This window comes from Acinetobacter haemolyticus CIP 64.3 = MTCC 9819 (assembly GCF_000369065.1).
GTDB lineage: Bacteria > Pseudomonadota > Gammaproteobacteria > Pseudomonadales > Moraxellaceae > Acinetobacter > Acinetobacter haemolyticus.
The window spans coordinates 62,606-81,075 of sequence record NZ_KB849804.1 but is presented as its reverse complement, the minus strand read 5'-3'; the positions used below and the strand labels follow the sequence as shown (position 1 = coordinate 81,075).

The following is an 18,470-nucleotide window of genomic DNA, read 5'->3' as shown; positions in this document are numbered from 1 at the left end:
AAAGTCCTTCTTAACCCTTCTTGAAAAAGGAGGTAATAGAAAATCCCCTCGATTGAGGGGATTGTTTTTTTATTGAGATGGTGTAATGCGCCTTAAAGGTGATATTTCAAATCCTTCAGGTGTAGGCTTAAACTTATCGGAATCAGAAGACCATCTTTTAGCTCTACTTTGGAAATCACGTAAATCATTATACTTTAAACTTACAGATACAACGTAATCATTATCACCACCACGTAATCTTGCTAAATCACGCATCCAAGAATTTTTACTCGGAACTCGTACACGACTATCACCATATTTTCTATTATTAACAAGAATTACATAGCTATGTACATCTAATGCTGCAGATTTGATTAAATCCCCAAAAGTTTCAATATCTTTGTTCCAACTAAGAATAAAAAGACCATCTATTTGGCCCTGAAATGCAACGCGAGCGCGCGAATTTTGCAATTCTGAACAAATCATTACACCGAAACAAAAACCATTATGAATATATACTGGTTTGTTGAAATCTTTAAAAACTTTCCAAGTTTTTCCATACTTTGACTGAAGATCTTTATCCTCTCCCACAGCAGGTAAAAGTTTCGGTTGCTTTATAAGCTGCCAACTATTACATCCAAAACTAGTATCATGTAAAAGCATATAGGCACTACTATAAATCTCATTGCCATTATGCTCATATTCAGTTCCAGCAATAAAACTTATCTTTGATTTTGACATTTGATGAATTAGAGTATTTAACCATTCAAGTGGAATAGATAGCTCTGGCTTTGTTGCACAAACCTATCTGTAAAAGCTTTTTCAGCGATATAATTTTCAAATGAAGAAGCCTACACACAAAATCTACCGCACAACCAATTGGCCCGCATATAACCGAGCACTCATGAGTCGCGGAAATATTGCCATTTGGTTTGATCCTGCTACGCAATGGTATGCTCCATCAAAAGGCAAACAAGGGCGAAATCAAACCTACTCCGACGCAGCTATCCAATGCTGCTTAATGATTAAATCCTTATTCCGTCTATCTTTACGTATGGTCACTGGCTTTGTGCAAAGTCTGATTAAACTTTGTGGATTAAATTGGACCGCACCAGATTACAGTACGCTTTGTAGAAGACAAAAGCATATTGATATTGCAATCAGCTACCAAAAAAGTAGCGATGGGCTGCATCTACTCATAGACTCTACAGGCATGAAGTTTCTAGGTGAGGGCGAATGGAAACGCAAGAAACATGGACCTGAATATCGTCGCCAATGGCGTAAACTACATATTGGTATAGATGCTGAAACCCTTCAAATACGCGCTATTCAACTCACTACAAATAATGTCAGTGATTCACAAGTGCTTGGTGATTTACTCGATCAGATTCCACAAGATGAGCAGATTGACTCTGTTTATACCGATGGAGCTTATGACACCAAGCAATGCCGTCAGGTCATTGCAGATCGGCAAGCGCATGCGGTGATTCCACCTAGAAAAAATGCGAAACCATGGAAAGATACAAAGATCAGCTCGCTAGAACGAAATGAATTACTTCGAACAGTTAAACGTTTAGGCAGGAGACTATGGAAAAAATGGTCAGGCTATCATCGACGAAGTTTGGTGGAAACCAAGATGCATTGCATTAAATTATTAGGCGATAAATTAATGGCAAGAAGCTTTCCTAGTCAGGTGAATGAAATTCATGCACGTGTAGCAGTCCTCAACAGGTTTACGGAATTAGGTCGACCACTTACCCAAGTTACGCCTTAAATTTGGCTCAATTAGGGGCGCTTTGCATTTCAAATCTTTGTGCAACAAAACCTATCGGTACAATAACTTAAAATTTCTTCAACATCGCCATACCTTAATACCTCAAATAAATTACGAATATTTAATTCAAAATCTCTTTCAAAATTTACAAACCTCTCAACTGCTGAAATATTTTTTTCCCAAAAAATATCTGATTTAGCTTTTCTGTAAGCTATAAGTAGATCTGTAATCTCTAAATTATCAAAACCCTTAAATTTTTTAACCATTTTCATCCAAAACAATTATTTAAATTTTAAAGATTTTAGCATTTAAGTAATGAAAAATTGAAATTTTTATTTTATTACCTAAAATCTGTTTACGGCGCAATCTTGACCATAGCAATTGTTCTGCATCAGTCATGTTACTTCGTAAATCTCGTGATGGAAGTTTTAAGTTTTTATTATAAGGTTTCATTATTATTTTAATTTCTAAGCACTGAGCCGCTCCACAAACAACACACCATCCAAATGATCAACTTCGTGCTGAACGATACGAGCTGGAAAACCCTCAAAAATCGTTTCAACAACTTCACCTTGTAAGGTGTAATAACGCACCTTGATAGTTTGTGCGCGCTCTACGAAACCACGTTGATCAGGGACACTTAAACATCCCTCCTCCCCCAAACAAGTCGTTTGAGAAAATTCTAAAATCTCAGGATTAACCATTACCACAGCATCCATTTCAGGGGCATCGGGATAACGAGGATTTGGACGAGATGCGACAATAATCACACGCTTGGAGATATAAACCTGTGGTGCAGCAATTCCAACACCATTACGCTCCAACATCGTCGCATGCATCGCGGAAGCCAATTGCAATAGCCACTCACTATTAAACTCCCCATCTGCAACAAATGCCGCTTTAAGTTCTAATATTTCTTCACCACGTTGCGCTACAGGCAAAACCACACTCATACCCATGACCTTATTTTGATCAAATCGTGCTTAACATAGTATTGGATATTTTCTATTGCTTCTATCATTTTCACTCTAAAAATAAAAAAACGCTCCGTATTGATGATACGAAGCGTTTTTTCTAATCTAAATTAAAGTTGTTTCTTTAATTCATCCTCTACGATTTCAATTTCTAAACTGCTAAATTTACGAATTTCGCCTTCAGCATGTTTCTCAAGCATCCCACCAATCAAAGGTACTTTAACTTTTACTGTCCAAGTTAAAGAAATATTTACTTTTTCACTGTCACCTGTGACGCTTCGTTCACCTTTTGCTTCTAAAGGTAAGTTTGCACCTAACTCAACTGTTGAAGTTAAGTTTTTCAAATGAGTAACGTCAGAACGCTTTAAACGAAATGCATTTTTTAATAATTTTTTAGCAACATCAGGAATATTTACATCAAGGTTATATTCACGGCGTAACGTGTAAATATCCCCATTAATTGCAGATTCAATAATTTCTAAGTTCTCACCTGGAATACGTTTACACACTGCTTCATGCAATGCTGTATCCGCGACTAATCTTGAAAAGTCTTCGATTGAAACACCGTGAATTGTTTCATTAACCGTAAATTGATGTGCCATCTTTAAATTTCCATTTCGTTTTATTTGGATTTCATCATTGTGCAAAATTATAGCATTCTCATTTGGAGAATAAAGCATCATATATAAAAAATGGGTGACTGCTCGGATTAGTTATTTTTATTGTGATTTTCTCGTGTGCTTAATTTTACAGCAATTGATGTGGTACGACTGATCAACAGGCACTGCTGACCATACTCAATCACCGCATAAAACTGTTCTGCGCCATCATCAAGACCAGTTGCTGACCATGTCGTTCCCTGCGGAAATTCATCTAACCAAATTGCTTTATAAAAGTCTGAAACAGTATCAAAAGCCAAATATGTTTCTGGATCCTCCACTATTTTGGCAGCCATCTGATCAAATTTTTGCTGTTTATAATTTTCTAAGCTGATTAACACAAACCTTCCTATTTTTATTTGCTTGAGATATCTGAAATATGTTATCAACATAGTAATGACGACAACGATAAATTATAAGGAGTAAATACATGTCTTACCAAAATATTCTAGTTCCTGTCGATGATTCTCCAATTTCTTATGCGGCTGTTGAGCACGCACGTTCCTTAGCCAAATTATCTGGAGCAAAAGTGACTGTGCTGAGTGTGGTTGCTGTCGATCCTTTTGTCGGTGTTGATTTTTATCAAGTTGCACCTGCGATTACAGATCATTTTATGCAAGCAGAAGCACATGCCAAAAATCAGTTACAAGAAATTGCTCAGTCTTTTTCTGAAAATGGTGTCGATGTCACAACCAAAATTCATCATGGTATTGCAACAGACGGTATCCTTTTCGTTGCGGATGAAATCGGTGCAGATTTGATCGTTATGGGTTCAAGAGGACGTACAGGGGTAAAACGTTTATTGCTTGGTAGTGTTGCGCGTACAGTTCTAACCGAATCACATATTCCTGTTCTTATCGTCAAGCAATAATCAACCAATTGAATAAAGCCTTGTGCATACCGTACAAGGTTTTTTATTGCACTTTATTCTCGAAAAGTTTGCCATGACTCAAACCTATTTTGCTGATATAGCATTAAGTTTGAAAATTGAGGAATGATTGCCTCACTTTGGGTCGGTCTCAAAAACACAAAATCATCCACTTGCGTATCACAATTCTTGGGTACATTGATCAACTCCTGATTACTGCTTCGTCCATACAAAACATGAGTATGTGCTTGATCAGGGTAAACATAATTTGCCATCCAATACCCCCCATAAATAAATAGAGCCTTGCATTTATGCGGTAATTTATCCAACACAGCCATAGATGGAAGCTGGGTAAATGGCAAAACTTTTAACACAGGTGCCGCAATCCATAAAGCAGGTTGTAACGCTTGTAGAAAGTCATGATCAAAGTCACTTGGTTTTAAAAGCATTGAACCAAAGGACAAGTCATTACAGACACTTTCTGTGGTATGAAAGCTAAAAGTTGGGCTGCCACCACCATTAAAGCAAAGCTCTTCATGCCACAGTGTTGGAAACTGTTTTTGAATAAGCTGTTGATAATTTGCATAAGTCTGTTGTGAACTTTGATAGGCTAACTCAGGTTTTTTAATAATTGCAGGGACTTTGGTGACATGTGCATCATAGCCCATCAAGCCAGACAGTTTTAAATATTGCGGATATTGCTGAATCAATGCCAAAATTTCTGTGAATTGCTGTGTGGACTGTACTCCGCCTCGGTGTAAACCAACATCAATTTCAATATTTATATCTAAACAAATAAAATATTTTTTGGCGATTTCAAGATATTGCTGTAGACGTACTTTGGTATCAATCAGCCACTGAATTTTCGCTGTTGACCACTCCATATATTGTTCAAAAAATTGATGGACGACTTGGGCTGGCATTGGTTTACCTAACAAAATATCCGCGTCAGCAAAATTTTCTAATATCGAAACAATATGCGGTTGATGGAACACCATAAAACGCTGGGTATCGATCTGTTCAGATAACAACTTGAGCAAATCTAAACTTGCTAAAGATTTCACCACCAAGCGTGCTTTTAGATACTGGGCATGCGCAAGGCGAATCTGAACATGCTGGATATTTTGTTTTAAAGCAGCTTCATCGACAATCAGTTGCGGGGTCGCAATCCCCTGTTTCTTGAGGTCTAAATTAAGTTGTTTAAAATAATGATCCAACATGTCTTTCCATCCTTTTATCTTATTAGGGATTTGCTGACCCTACGGAGTCCTTTATCAAACAATTGCAGATGTCGTTTTCGAGTATCAAAATAATGAGAGGGGTTTAATATCAAAACTAACCTAAAAATAACTTTTCCAGATAGGGATTTAAAAATTTGGCCTCTGGATCAAGCTGCTGACGCAAAGCCATAAAATCATCCCACTTTGGATATAAATCACGAAGCTGCATGCAGCTCATACTGTGCATTTTCCCCCAGTGCGGACGCCCCTTATATTTCTGTAAGATTGGCTCAACCACATCAAAAATCAGTTGTGGATCTTGTTTATGATATTGATGTACCGAGATCGAAATAGAGTCTTGCTGATAAAAAGGACTGAGCCAAATATCATCACCCTTTACAAAGCGAAACTCGAGCGGAAAAAAGGTTGCTACTTTATGCATACGTAAAGCATGTAATACTTCATTTAAACACTCAATTCCTCGATCAACAGGAATCTGATATTCCATTTCATTGAACTTGGTATTGCGTGGCGTTGGAAATATTTTGCTCGACCAATCCACATAAGTCGTCGGTTTAACAAAGATGCCTAATAGCTTTTGTAAATAAGGGTTTAGTGAAGGAAAGGTTTTTGTCAGTTCTGAACATAAGGTCAGTAAAGTATCATCTGAGGGAAAGTTCGCTTTACGAGCTAAAATCTCGTCGCTCGTTTCATTCAAGGTTTTTAGCATTAACTGTTTGCCATAAGAAAAGACAAAACACTCAATATGTCGATGTTGCAGTTTCCATTGCTGAATGTTTTGCATCATATCTTCGACACGGCATAGCTCGATATGTTCTTTGAGCTTATAACGTGGACGATTCTGCATGGTGATCTGAGTCAAGATTCCCAAACTGCCTAAAGAAACCCGTCCTGCGGCAAAGATTTCAGGATGCTCTGTGCGACTGCATTTCAGGATTTCACCTGAAGCCGTCAACAACTCAAAAGCTTCAACATAAGCAGAAATACAATGCAAATCTGCGCCTGTGCCATGTGTTCCTGTAGAGACAGCACCCGCCAGGCTTTGCTGATCGATATCGCCCTGATTCATCAAGGCCTGATTGATCGATTGCTGCTGTAAGTGTTGATCTAAATCATATAAACGTGTGCCTGCATAAATGCTGCTCTGACATCGATTGATATCAGTGGATGCAATTCCTGCAATGTGATCCAAAGACAATAACGTTGCATCCGTACAGACCAAAGGCGTAAATGAATGCCCCGCACCGACCACCCGTATTTTTTGATGTTCAGAGACAATCGACTGTAATTCTTGAATATTCGCGGGTTGGAGAATCTGCTGTGGCATTGATTTTTGCAAACCAGACCAATTTGACCAAGCGTATTGAGGATGATTCACACAAGCTCTCCCTGACTTACTGCCGTTTTCAAATTGCCATGATTACTGCGTTTCGCCAATTCATGTTCTGGAATTGGCGCCGGTCTTGTAATTTGATCGTAATTACGTTTATTTTTATCCAATATTAATTGTTGAGATAAGTCTTTGAATTTACTTTGACATGCAGCCAAGGTCCATTGTCCAAATAATGTATGACCACCTTCATAAGCTTGCTGTTGGTATTCTTCATAAGTGGTTACATAGCCCATGTAATCATTACAATAAGAGGCCAACCATACTCGATCAAATGATGATGCTTCGAGCAGGTTTTGTCTCACTGTTTCAATAACACGCTGCCCTGCAATCGTTGTAAATTCTCCAGGACAACAAACAAGTGCTAAAGTTCCTAAACGAATAATTTGTAAAGGTACGATACTTGGCACCAGTGGACTTTGCTTGATCGCACCCGCCCTGACTTGTCGATTCATCTCCGCAATCAATGGATCAAGAATACTCGGTGGGAAGCCAATTGGTTGACCCAAAATCTTTTTAGTTCCAGCTTCTAGTAAAATTTGTTTGGGTCCTTGTGAAGCATAAAGCTGGTGATATTCAGTAAAATCATCAGCCCTTGAATGTTTCATTTTTTGTTTTCTAAATTGATCTGCTAAAAACTGCATGCCTTTGATTATCGGTTTGGGCGCACCTAATCCATCGACAGGTGTACCTGCAAAAAATGAAGTCCCATGACAAGGCTGACTGGTTTTTGCATCAAGCTGTCCATTTGAAAACTCAGGTGGAATCTCAATATTGCTGAGATCTACATAAGACAGTACTGCATCAATCTCCCCTGCGACTTTTTGCATATTTTTTGGGGCTGTTTGTTGCAATGCCATCAAAGCTAACTCACTTTGATAACGTCCGTTTTGTTGTGCATATTGATATTCAGCTTCTCCTTTAAGCTGATTTCGGATCTTGAGTTGATCTTTACCGTGAAAATGTGGTGATACATCGCCTGCCGTTGCTTGTGCAAAAATCGCCACTGGATTTTGAATGCCTTGTTGAACTAAAGCTTGTTCTGAAAATGCAGCAGCATAACCTTTGTTATCACCATCATACGCATTTAATTTATTACCAAGGCAAGTGGCATGTACACCAAACAATGAAATAAAAGACTGTAATTTGTGTTCTCGATAAAATCCGATGAGTTGCATTTCACGGTTTAATGCTAAATGGGTTTCAGCTTCGGTGTGTGATCTCACCTCAGGATTTCGATTATAGGCTTGAATCGAACGATTCCATGCTACTGGCGTGTCATCCGTAAAAGCTTGCGTTGTAAGAAAAATATCCGTTTGTTGTTCATTTTCAATTGCTGTCTGAATGCTTAAAACAATTGCGTTTAAAATCGCGATGAGATGCTCATGTACAAAACCAGGTGTTGGCATATTGTATAAAGCTTCATGCGCGCAGCCCCCAGGTCCTGAGTGCGTGTGCGTTGCCATTAACACCAACTGATTCTCGTTAAATTCTGAACCTAACCTCCCTCTTAAACGAGCAACAGCTTTGCTACGCATCGCATGTGTAATACAGCCTAAATCTAGGCAACAAATAATCAATCGATTGTGGTGTTGATCGACAATGCTAAAGCTACGTGCATATAACGCTGTTCTTTTTGTATAGGCTCGATGTGACCATTGCCCATAACCGAACATAGCATAGCCTTTAGGCACAATTTTGATTTCCTGCTTATTCCAACCAACCTGATACATTGGTACTTTCCTTTCAGTTCTTTTTCTAATTTCGATGAAGCATGTTGAAAGTTAATCAAAATTATGCGATACCCAAAAGGGTCAAATAAACGATACTTTGGGGGGCAAAACGGACAGATGCCTACAGCAATAACGCATTCGATCTGCTTACAAAGATTTGTACCTCCGACTATTCTAGCCAGCTTAATCCATTATGCTGAACAGAAAAAATGGAACTATAAACAATGGTTTGAAGCTTCAGGATTGGATTTCATACAAATTCAGCAAACAAATCATTTGATTCACTTTGACCAACTGTGCAATGTCGTGCGTCAAGCGATCTCAACCTATCAACAACCCTGTCTTGGTTTAAAGCTAGGAAGCAGTGAAGGTCTGATTTCAATGGGAATTTTGGGTTTTGCGATGCAATCCTGTAAGACTGTCGCAGAGGCTTTGGAGATTGCGCTTCGCTATCATCGTATTTCAGGAAGCGTATTAAATTTAGCATTTAGGATTCAAGGTGAAATCTGTGAACTCGAAGTGAAAACACCCAACCCAGAGTCCGATCTCAAAGCCTTTTTCTTTGATGAATTGTTTAGTAGTACCATCGCCTGCTTAAATGCAATGTTAGGCGATCATGATGATGTGATGAGCCTCGAACTTAGCTATTTACCAACTGACAACCAACAAGAATATCGCAATATCTTTGGCTGCTCGGTTCAATTTAATAGCGATAAAAACATCATGCGTTTTAAAACAAGTATGTTGCAGCGACGCTTAAAAAACTACAGTCCAGCCAACTATGCAACTGCAATACAAATCTGTGAACAGGCATCAATACAAATTGATCTATTTAATCAAAGTAACTTTGTGGATTTACTGGATCATTTGATTGAACAACATTTACCTGAGCGTTTTGAGATGCAACAAGCCGCACAGCAATTACACATCAGCGAACGCCACTTAAGACGGCAATTATTATTAGAAGGCTGGAGTTTTCAGAAAATTCGGCAAACTGTATTAGAGCGTAAAGCAAAACAACTACTTGAACAGAACCTATCCATGAGTGAGATCAGCCTACAACTTGGTTTTAGTGAATTACGAGAATTCCGACGGGCCTTTAAACGCTGGACGGGACAAGCGCCTTCAGTTTATAAACAGACCTATGAAATCAGCCACTAAAGGCCGTTTAAATATTGAATTAATTTATTAAAGGATAGGCTTTTACAGAGTCTTGCCGTGTTCTCATCCCATTTCAGGATCAGCCTGCGGCTCGCCCTACTTTTCTTTCGGGAAAAGTAGGCAAAACCACTTTCATCCGCAAAACTCGTTGACTACCCGCAACTAATTTAATGAATCGCAGAAACATCACTTTATTAATGTAGTCCTGCCTCAGACAGTTGCGGATGACTTTCCGAGTATCATATTCCATCGAGTTTTTCCCCATTTCACGGCGATTAAATCTAAACTCAGCTTGCCGCCTGATAAAACGGCGCATCACCGTTAATCGTGGCACGGTGCATAATCCGATGCGCATCACCATAATCAAATAAAGCCTTATGCTGTGTGCAACGGTTATCCCAAATCGCCACATCACCCTCTTGCCACTGCCAACGTAAATGAAACTGCTCATGAGTCGCGTGGGCGAATAGATATTGCAATAACTCAGCACTTTCTGATTCTTCTAGCTCATTAATGCGCGTGGTAAAACCTTCACTCACGAACAAAATTGGCTGACCCGTGACAGGATGCGTTCTTACTACAGGATGCACGACAGGCGGATTACGTTTAAAGGTTTCTTCCAGTTTTTTACGCTCCACATCATTGTGCGCAAAGCGTTCAATTGGGAACGACTGACGAATATCATGCGTTGCCGTTAAACCTTTTAACTTTTGTTGCAAGCTTTGATCCAACCCAGCAAACGCAGCTACTCCACTCGACCACAGCGTATCACCACCTACAGGTGGAATCTTGATGGCTTGTAAGACACACCCTAATGGCGGATTTTTACTGAAAGTCACATCAGTATGCCAAAGTTCATTGTCACGTAAGTCTTGTTTCCAACTATCCAGTACAATAATTTCAGGCACATTTTCTACTGTCGGGAAAATAGGGTGAATATGTAAAGAACCAAATCCACGAGCAAGTTCAGCTTGAGCCTGAGGTGCAAGCTGCTGATTGCGGAAGAAAATTACATGATGATCCAGCAAAGCCTGTTGAATTTGTTGCGTGGTATTTTCATCAACCGTATTTAAATCAACATCGTGAATAATTGCACCAATGCTTGATTTAATGATTTCAATATTTAAAGTCATTTCTAACGCTCTATTCTCTACAATTTGCACTTATAACTGTTGACCATACCAAGGAGAGAGTTGCTTCTGTAACCAACGCAAAAACAACTCAAAACTCACTGCGACAATCGCAATCACAATAATGCCGAGAACCACAGTATCGGTAATCAAGAATTGAGCTGCTGACTGCACCATAAACCCAATCCCACGATCTGCTGCCACCAATTCCGAAGCCACTAGGGTCGACCACCCCACACCTAAACCAATACGGATACCCGTTAAGATATGTGGTAAGGCTGTCGGCAGAATCACATGCCAAAACACTTGCGATTGGCTTGCACCTAAAGATAAGGCAGCACGCTCACGATTGAGCTGATGACTGATTACGCCATGAGTGCTACTGATAATGACTGGTGCAAGGATCGAAAAGAAAATCAAAAGTACTTTGGTGGTTTCACCAATCCCGAACCAGATCACCAATAATGGCAAATAAGCCAAAGGTGGGATCGGACGCAATAACTCAACCAAAGGATCAAGTACGGCGCGCACCCATTTATTCAAGCCCATCCACAAACCTAAAGGCACACCAATCGCAATCGCGGCAACCAAGGCCAATAAGACACGGGAAATACTCGCGGCCAAATGCTGCCATAAGGTGGCTTTCATAAAGCCTTGCTGACTGACTTCAAGGAACTTCTGCCATACCGCTTGTGGACTGGGTAAAAACAGGCTTGGGACAATTTTTAATGCCGTGATCAAATACCAGATCACCAATACACTAAGTACACTTGAAAGACTGAGTACCAAACTGCGATGATGAACGAAAAAATCACCTACAACATTTCGTTTTGAAGCTAATTGTTTCGGCTCAATTTGTGCAAACTCGGTCGTGTTACTTAGCTTATAGGCTGTATTTTTTGCTTGACCTGTCATACAGCCACCTCATGTCCAGCTTGTTTCTGTACACGCAAACGTTCAAACAATTGCTCACGTAATTGAATAAATTTTGGATCGGATTTAATCGTACGAATCGATTCACCCTGCTTATAGCGCTCTGCAAAATCTAGTTTTAAAGTTTCAACGATCTTTCCTGGGCGAGCTGTCATCAATACCAGTTGATTGCTGAGCAATAACGCTTCTTCAATGTCATGGGTAATGAGGAAAAAAGATTTATTTTGTTGAATCCATAAATCCAATACCAACTGCTGCATGGTTTCACGGGTAAATGCATCAAGCGCAGCGAAAGGTTCATCTAATAAAATAAAAGCTGCATGGCTAATCAATGCACGCGCAATACCAACACGTTGCTTCATACCACCTGACAGTTCCCAAATATTAGCTTGAGCTACATGACTTAAACCCACAATTTTCAGGATGGATTCTACTTGCTGATGAATATGCTGTTCTTTTAAACCTTTAAGCTGTAAAGCAAAACCGATATTTTCAGAGACATTTAACCAAGGTAATAGCGCATGATCTTGGAACACTACCGCACGGCGAGCATCAGGTGTCGTTAGTACTTCATCATCAAGTTTGATCTGTCCTGAACTTGGTTTTTGAAAACCAGCCAAAATATTGAGCAATGTGGTTTTTCCACAACCAGACTCACCCAAAATTACCGTCAAAGTGCCCTCTCCAATTCGGAGATTAATATCTTGCAATACAGGTACGGTCTGGTTTGGAAAAGTTAAATGAAGATGCTCAGCAGCGAATACGCTCATTTCGATCTCCTAAGGCTGTAAAAACTGAGTGGTAACATTGGCTTGATAGTTAGGTTTTACTTGATCCACCTTGCCTTGGCTTTTTAAGAAAGTTGCGGTATCGAAAATATTTTTGGCAAACTCACCTGATAAGGTGGCTTGTTGCTGTTGGCGATCTAGGTAAATATTTCCTGAAAGAAGCAACGGAATATCTTTCGCATCTGAGCCAGTCAATTGTGCAATTTTCTGGATATTGTCTACATTTTTCTCAAATGCTCTCTGATCTTGGTTATAGCTTTCAATCTGCTTTAAGCTGGTTTGGACAAAGGCTTTTAAGAACTCAGGATTTTTTTCAGCAAAGTCTTTGCGCACCACCCAAAGATCATAAGTTGGTGCACCCCACTCGCCAACTTGTTTTGAATCTGTTAATACATGACCACTGGCTTTAACTTTGCTTAATGCAGGTTCCCAAACATAGGTCGCATCAATATCACCACGTTCCCAAGCAGCTGTGATCTCAGGTGGACGTAAGTTAATAATCTTGACTTGACTATCCTCAATATCCCAATGCTGTAAAGCTGACAATAAGCTGTAATGTGTGGTTGAAACGAATGGCACAGCAATGGTTTTACCAATCAAATCTTTTGGGGTTTTAATCCCAGATTTATCACTGACCACCAAAGCTTCTGAACCACCTAATTTTGCTGTCACGAGGAATACTTCAATCGGTAAATCACGACTTGCTGCGGCAGCCAAAGGACTAGAGCCAATATTGCCGATCACCACATCGCCCGAAGCCAATGCATTGACCACATCTGAACCTGCATCAAATTTACGCCACTGAATTGCCTGTCCACTGTCACGTTCATAAGCACCATTGGCCTGCGCAACCTTGGTTGGATCGACACCTGTTTGATAAGCAATCACTACTGCTTTATTATTTTTAGACAAAGTAGATGTCACAACTTTTTGATTTTGATAGACAATAAAAGCAACAATCGCCACAAGGACGATTGCTGTAACAAGGAGTGGCTTAGTATTTTTGAGGCCCATAATTAGATGATCTTTCAATAATATCCACTTATGGTATGCCTGAGCCTTTATGATTAAAAATAAGAAAAAGTGCGTTGTTTATTCTTTTATAAGATATGAAAACTACCCAATCTTTTTCATATTTCCTTAAAAACCATTATGTATAAAACCTATAAGCATATAAACAATTTTAACTTTTCAAACCACAACTTATTTATGTAGCATATATAACAGCTATGTTGAGTATATTACATGAATATATCCTTACTCATTTCATCACTCCCCACCCAAAACACAACAGCGCGAATGCGTGTGTGGAGAGCACTCAAAGCAAGTGGAGCTGTAACACTTCGGGATGGCGTTTATATATTGCCTGCTGAACATTCAAACAAATTTGATGCAATTGCTGATGATTTAATCTCAGAAAATGGCAACGCCTATATATTCCAAACCGTTGCTGTAGAAAATCTTGATATCGCTAAAATTTTCAACCGAAAAGAAGAATACGATGTGCTCTATCAACAAATCAGCCAACTGCGGCAAGAGTTGAATCAGAGCAATAAAAAAGAACTTCTTAAACAGATTCGTAAATTACGCAAGCAGCTCGATGCATTAATAGATATTGATTATTTTCCGACTGAAGCAAAACAACAAACACTTCGAGAACTGAATACAGTTGAACAAGCAATTCTACGTTTTGGGGAAATAGACGAACCTAACAATCTACAAGGCCATCTTCAAACCTTCCATGTAGACAATTTTCAAAACCAAATTTGGGCAACAAGAAAACGCCCGTGGATTGACCGTTTGGCCTCCGCATGGTTGATTCAAAATTTTATTGATCCAAATGCTAATTTTTTATGGTTAGAAACACCCAGTGATTGCCCTAAATCAGCTTTAGGTTTTGACTTTGATGGAGCTAAATTTAGCCATATTGAACATTTAGTGACTTTTGAAGTGCTATTGCATAGCTTTTCATTACATGAACAGAAAGCATTAAATAAAATTGCAGCAATTGTCCATTTTCTTGATGTTGGTGGGGTAGAACCACCAGAAGCCGCTGGCATTGAAAAAGTCATTCAAGGTTTAAGAAACAAAATTACTGATGATAACCAACTACTTGAGTTATCCAACTATATTTTTGATGGCCTCTATGCCAATTTTTCTCGAGAATGATCATGCAACAAAAACAAATCAATGAGCTCGATCAGCCAATCGCAGCTGTACCCTTTTGGCAAGCCTTCCTGTTCTGGCTAAAACTAGGGTTTATCAGTTTTGGCGGACCGGCTGGGCAAATTGCAGTAATGCATCAGGAATTGGTTGAGCAGAAACGCTGGATTTCCGAAAAAAGATTCTTACACGCACTCAACTATTGTATGTTGCTACCAGGTCCTGAAGCTCAACAGCTCGCCACTTATATTGGCTGGCTCATGCATCGAACCACGGGTGGGCTAGTGGCAGGCATTCTGTTTGTTCTCCCCTCACTGTTTATCCTGATTGCACTTTCATGGATTTACGTGCAGTTTGGGGATGTTCCAGTCATTGCAGGTTTGTTCTACGGAATCAAACCTGCTGTCACGGCAATTGTATTTCATGCCACCTATAAGATTGGTAGCCGATCACTAAAAAATAAGTTTTTATGGTTCATTGCTGTAGCCGCATTTATTGCCATCTTTGTTTTTAATATCCCCTTTCCACTGATCATTTTCACTGCGGCAATTCTGGGATATTGGATGAGTAAGCAGCAACCTGACTTATTTACCCATCATGCTCATCAAAGTAATCAAAAGAATTATGGTGTGGCGCTGATTGATGATGAAACCCCACCACCTGCACATGCAGTTTTTCGTTGGATCAATCTCGCCAAGATTCTCACCATTGCAGCATTGCTGTGGTTTATTCCCATACTTGCATTAACGCTAAGCTTGGGATGGCAACATAGCTATACCCAAATGGCATGGTTCTTTACCAAGGCGGCGCTCCTCACCTTTGGCGGTGCTTATGCCGTCTTACCTTATGTGTATCAAGGTGCGATTGATCATTATGCATGGCTAAGCCCAACCCAAATGATTGATGGATTGGCATTAGGCGAAAGCACGCCTGGTCCACTAATTATGGTGGTCGCTTTTGTCGGCTTTCTCGGTGCATTTAATGCCTCTTTGCTCGGAAGTGAACACTTATTTCTCGCTGGTGCATTCGGAGCCATCATCGTGACTTGGTTTACCTTCCTTTTCTCTTTTGTTTTTATTCTTGCAGGTGCACCTGTGATCGAATCAACGCATAACCAGCTCAAGTTTACCGCCCCATTAACAGCCATTACGGCTGCCGTCGTTGGGGTGATCTTAAATCTCGCCTTGTTTTTTGGTTATCATGTTCTATGGCCGAATGGATTTGATCAAGCTTTTAATTTTGAAGCAGCGCTGATGATTATAGCGGCATTAATTGCGCTGTTTAAATTCCAAATCAATGTGATTTATCTGATTTTTGCTTCAGCGTTATGTGGGCTAGTTTTATATCTATAAGTTTATATTTTGTTATAAATACCAAATTACATCAGTGAGTTGCTCTATTTCAGATTTATCATGACTGACATAGAGCATCGGTATTTTAATCTCCTGTATCACCTGCTGAAAAAAAGGAATAATTTCAGCTTTATGAGCTGCATCCAAAGCAGATAAAGGCTCATCCAATAACAACAATTTTGGCGAGTAAAGCAATGCACGACCTAATGCCACACGTTGCTTTTCCCCACCTGAAAGTTTAATCGGCATTCGATGCAGTAAATGATCCAGCTTGAGTAATTCTACAATGTAGTCCACTTCGAATCGGCGTTGTTGTGGCTGAATATGCTTAAATCCAAACACTAAATTCTGCATCACTGTTTTATGAGGGAAAAGCTGGGCATCCTGAAAAACCAAACCGACACGGCGTTGTTGGGTGCTCCAGTTAATTCGCTGAGATTGATCAAACCACAGTTGATCTTGAATTTTAATCCAACCTGTTTGCGGAGTAATCAATCCCGCAATACTGTGCAAAATAGTCGTTTTCCCCGATCCTGATGCACCAAATAAACCAATTACAGGCTGATCAGACTGGAAAGTTTGGTTTAAAACAAACTGCCCCTGTTGAACATGTAACTGACAGTCGATCATATCGAATAACCACGCTTATTTTTCTGATACCGATTGAACCATTGCGCAAACCATAAAGCAAAAAATGCCACGGATAATGACAAAATAATGAGTCGCCACAGCGCAGCTTCAGTGTCAGGTTGCTGCATTAAACTATACATTGCCAGTGGTAAAGTACGGGTTTCGCCTGCAATATTCCCCACAAAGGTAATGGTTGCGCCAAACTCACCTAGACTTCGACAAAAACACAAAATGCTCCCTACCAGAATCCCACTACTTGCTAATGGCAAAGTTACCTGCATGAAAGCACCGAAAGAAGAAGCACCTAAGGTTTTGGCAGCCATTTCTAAACGCTGATCAACCAATTCAATTGCTAGTCGAATCGACTGAACCAATAGTGGAAAACCCATCACCGCAGATGCGAGTACAGCCCCTTTCCAATTAAATGCAAATTCAATTCCCAACGGTGCCAGATATTGTCCAAAAAAACCACGATTGCCAAACAACTGTAAGAGTAAATAGCCAGGTACAACAGGCGGTAATACCAAAGGTAAAAAGACCAAAGTCTCTAATAAGGACTTTCCCCAAAACTCTTTGCGAGCAAGTATCCATGCCATAATAGTTGCAGGGACTAAACTAAAGATGAGACAAGTTGCCGCCACCTTACAGGATAACTTTAAAATCTCGATTTCTTCGGGACTAAGCATCATCATGGTACAAGAACACTAAAACCATATTTTCTGAAGACCAAAGCTGCACGATCACTACGTAGAAACTGATAGAATTTCACGGTCTCAGGATTATTTTTCAGTAAACCTATTGGATAAATAATAGGAGTATGACTATTTTTTGGAAATACACCTGCAACCTCGACATTTCGACTGATCGCCGCATCTGTTGCATAAACAATACCTGCTCGACACTCTCCACGTGCAACAAAATTAAGCGCTGCACGAACATCTTCAGTTTCCACTATATGCGGTTCAACTTTGTTCCACCAATTCAGTGATACCAAAGCCTGTTTTGCATATCGACCAACGGGCACACTTTGAGTATTTCCAGTACACCATCGACCTTTGTGATTTAGGGTTGGATCGAAGTTTTTTTCCATTTTTAGTGTGAGGAATTGGTTTTTAGGATGAATCACCACTAAACGGTTCTCGAGCAGATTCACACGATCTTGTATTTTGACCCACTTTTTATTTTGTAGATAATTCATCCATTCTTGATCTGCTGATATAAAAATATCAGCTGGCGCCCCAGCTTCAATCTGTTTAGCTAACGTTGAAGAACCTGCATATGAATTTTTGATTTTAACTTTATTATTTTGTTGATAGTCTTGGGTTAATTCATTGATCACATCAGTCAAACTGGCAGCAGCATATACAGTCACGGTACTCTTGGCAAAAACTTGTGGAGTAAACACTCCACCACTTGCCACCACTACAGCTATACATATTGCTTTGATCTTTACCCGCATTCTTATCTTCCTCTGCTTCGATATATTTTTAAAACATACCGCCCAGTAAAGATACACCAAAAGCAAAAATTAGCCAGTCTGGATGTGAATTCAGCTCTTTTATTGATATCTTATCATCAAATGAGACTTAAATTTTTAATGCATCTATTCACTAGCGATTCTATTTATAAAATTAAAAACTTTGTGTTCTTTAACCACATATTTTCATCATTTCGCTCTTAGATAGATTCAATCTT

The 18,470-nt window shown here is 39.6% G+C and carries 20 protein-coding genes and 1 pseudogene; 5 read left to right on the top strand and 16 right to left on the bottom strand.

Going from position 1 to position 18,470, the window contains the following annotated elements; translation table 11 throughout:
* Nucleotides 1-69 precede the first annotated feature (69 nt).
* Complete coding sequence (locus F927_RS10375) at nucleotides 70-720, bottom strand: hypothetical protein (RefSeq protein WP_005084465.1); 651 nt, start codon at nucleotides 718-720, stop codon at nucleotides 70-72.
* A 100-nt stretch (nucleotides 721-820) separates the two neighbouring features.
* Between F927_RS10375 and F927_RS10370 the strand changes: the two genes are divergently transcribed.
* On the top strand, nucleotides 821-1,753 hold the full coding sequence (locus F927_RS10370; RefSeq protein WP_020846310.1) for an IS5-like element IS17 family transposase: 933 nt from the start codon (nucleotides 821-823) through the stop codon (nucleotides 1,751-1,753).
* A gap of 29 nt (nucleotides 1,754-1,782) precedes the next feature.
* Here F927_RS10370 and F927_RS10365 read toward each other — a convergent pair whose 3' ends face one another.
* The 5 genes and pseudogenes from F927_RS10365 to F927_RS10350 all read right to left on the bottom strand — a co-directional run bounded on the left by F927_RS10365 (nucleotide 1,783) and on the right by F927_RS10350 (nucleotide 3,727).
* Nucleotides 1,783-2,019, bottom strand: a complete 237-nt coding sequence (locus F927_RS10365; protein ID WP_005084463.1) for a hypothetical protein — start codon at nucleotides 2,017-2,019, stop codon at nucleotides 1,783-1,785.
* Nucleotides 2,020-2,095: 76 nt separating this feature from the next.
* Nucleotides 2,096-2,206, bottom strand: a pseudogene (locus F927_RS16870) (DUF559 domain-containing protein); the annotation flags it as partial.
* Between the two features lie 14 nt (nucleotides 2,207-2,220).
* A complete protein-coding gene (gene def / locus F927_RS10360; protein ID WP_005084461.1) occupies nucleotides 2,221-2,706 on the bottom strand; it encodes a peptide deformylase in 486 nt (161 codons plus the stop codon).
* A 131-nt stretch (nucleotides 2,707-2,837) separates the two neighbouring features.
* On the bottom strand, nucleotides 2,838-3,329 hold the full coding sequence (locus F927_RS10355; RefSeq protein ID WP_004640207.1) for a DUF2505 domain-containing protein: 492 nt from the start codon (nucleotides 3,327-3,329) through the stop codon (nucleotides 2,838-2,840).
* Nucleotides 3,330-3,436: 107 nt separating this feature from the next.
* Complete coding sequence (locus F927_RS10350) at nucleotides 3,437-3,727, bottom strand: hypothetical protein (RefSeq protein ID WP_005084458.1); 291 nt, start codon at nucleotides 3,725-3,727, stop codon at nucleotides 3,437-3,439.
* 89 nt (nucleotides 3,728-3,816) lie between these two features.
* Between F927_RS10350 and F927_RS10345 the strand changes: the two genes are divergently transcribed.
* Complete coding sequence (locus F927_RS10345) at nucleotides 3,817-4,257, top strand: universal stress protein (RefSeq protein ID WP_005084454.1); 441 nt, start codon at nucleotides 3,817-3,819, stop codon at nucleotides 4,255-4,257.
* A 53-nt stretch (nucleotides 4,258-4,310) separates the two neighbouring features.
* Here F927_RS10345 and F927_RS10340 read toward each other — a convergent pair whose 3' ends face one another.
* The 3 genes from F927_RS10340 to F927_RS10330 form a co-directional block, all read right to left on the bottom strand.
* On the bottom strand, nucleotides 4,311-5,474 hold the full coding sequence (locus F927_RS10340) for an alanine racemase (protein ID WP_005084452.1): 1,164 nt from the start codon (nucleotides 5,472-5,474) through the stop codon (nucleotides 4,311-4,313).
* 115 nt (nucleotides 5,475-5,589) lie between these two features.
* Entirely contained in the window at nucleotides 5,590-6,873 is a 1,284-nt protein-coding gene (locus tag F927_RS10335) for a D-arabinono-1,4-lactone oxidase (protein ID WP_005084451.1), read from the bottom strand.
* Nucleotides 6,870-8,618, bottom strand: coding sequence for a neutral/alkaline non-lysosomal ceramidase N-terminal domain-containing protein (locus F927_RS10330; RefSeq protein ID WP_005084449.1), 1,749 nt, complete (start codon nucleotides 8,616-8,618; stop codon nucleotides 6,870-6,872). Before F927_RS10330 ends, F927_RS10335 begins: the two co-directional genes overlap by 4 nt.
* A 63-nt stretch (nucleotides 8,619-8,681) precedes the next feature.
* Here F927_RS10330 and F927_RS10325 point away from each other — a divergent pair, with 63 nt between their 5' ends.
* Entirely contained in the window at nucleotides 8,682-9,779 is a 1,098-nt protein-coding gene (locus F927_RS10325) for an AraC family transcriptional regulator (RefSeq protein ID WP_005084447.1), read from the top strand.
* A 287-nt stretch (nucleotides 9,780-10,066) separates the two neighbouring features.
* Here F927_RS10325 and tauD read toward each other — a convergent pair whose 3' ends face one another.
* The 4 genes from tauD to tauA are packed head-to-tail and all read right to left on the bottom strand — an operon-like array spanning nucleotide 10,067 to nucleotide 13,662.
* Nucleotides 10,067-10,912 carry a taurine dioxygenase gene (gene tauD / locus F927_RS10315; RefSeq protein ID WP_005084445.1) on the bottom strand — a complete coding sequence of 282 codons (846 nt, stop codon included), beginning with the start codon at nucleotides 10,910-10,912 and terminating at the stop codon, nucleotides 10,067-10,069.
* A 30-nt stretch (nucleotides 10,913-10,942) separates the two neighbouring features.
* Nucleotides 10,943-11,824: a taurine ABC transporter permease TauC gene (gene tauC, locus F927_RS10310; RefSeq protein ID WP_005084443.1), complete on the bottom strand. Its 882-nt coding sequence runs from the start codon at nucleotides 11,822-11,824 to the stop codon at nucleotides 10,943-10,945.
* Nucleotides 11,821-12,612, bottom strand: a complete 792-nt coding sequence (locus F927_RS10305) for a taurine ABC transporter ATP-binding protein (RefSeq protein WP_005084441.1) — start codon at nucleotides 12,610-12,612, stop codon at nucleotides 11,821-11,823. Before F927_RS10305 ends, tauC begins: the two co-directional genes overlap by 4 nt.
* A 9-nt stretch (nucleotides 12,613-12,621) precedes the next feature.
* Nucleotides 12,622-13,662 (bottom strand): taurine ABC transporter substrate-binding protein, encoded by a 1,041-nt coding sequence (gene tauA, locus F927_RS10300; RefSeq protein ID WP_020846271.1) that lies wholly within the window; start codon nucleotides 13,660-13,662, stop codon nucleotides 12,622-12,624.
* A 213-nt stretch (nucleotides 13,663-13,875) separates the two neighbouring features.
* On the opposite strand from tauA, the gene F927_RS10295 reads away from it, so the two are divergent.
* Nucleotides 13,876-14,799, top strand: a complete 924-nt coding sequence (locus F927_RS10295) for a chromate resistance protein ChrB domain-containing protein (protein WP_005084436.1) — start codon at nucleotides 13,876-13,878, stop codon at nucleotides 14,797-14,799.
* Nucleotides 14,800-14,801: 2 nt separating this feature from the next.
* A complete protein-coding gene (gene chrA, locus F927_RS10290; protein ID WP_005084433.1) occupies nucleotides 14,802-16,145 on the top strand; it encodes a chromate efflux transporter in 1,344 nt (447 codons plus the stop codon).
* A 12-nt stretch (nucleotides 16,146-16,157) separates the two neighbouring features.
* On the opposite strand, the gene F927_RS10285 is transcribed toward chrA, so the two are convergent.
* The 3 genes from F927_RS10285 to modA are packed head-to-tail and all read right to left on the bottom strand — an operon-like array spanning nucleotide 16,158 to nucleotide 18,234.
* On the bottom strand, nucleotides 16,158-16,775 hold the full coding sequence (locus F927_RS10285; protein ID WP_005084431.1) for an ATP-binding cassette domain-containing protein: 618 nt from the start codon (nucleotides 16,773-16,775) through the stop codon (nucleotides 16,158-16,160).
* Nucleotides 16,772-17,467 carry a molybdate ABC transporter permease subunit gene (gene modB, locus F927_RS10280; RefSeq protein WP_005084430.1) on the bottom strand — a complete coding sequence of 232 codons (696 nt, stop codon included), beginning with the start codon at nucleotides 17,465-17,467 and terminating at the stop codon, nucleotides 16,772-16,774. The genes F927_RS10285 and modB overlap by 4 nt, the downstream gene beginning before the upstream one ends.
* Nucleotides 17,464-18,234 (bottom strand): molybdate ABC transporter substrate-binding protein, encoded by a 771-nt coding sequence (gene modA, locus F927_RS10275; RefSeq protein WP_005084428.1) that lies wholly within the window; start codon nucleotides 18,232-18,234, stop codon nucleotides 17,464-17,466. The genes modB and modA overlap by 4 nt, the downstream gene beginning before the upstream one ends.
* Nucleotides 18,235-18,470: the final 236 nt, after the last annotated feature.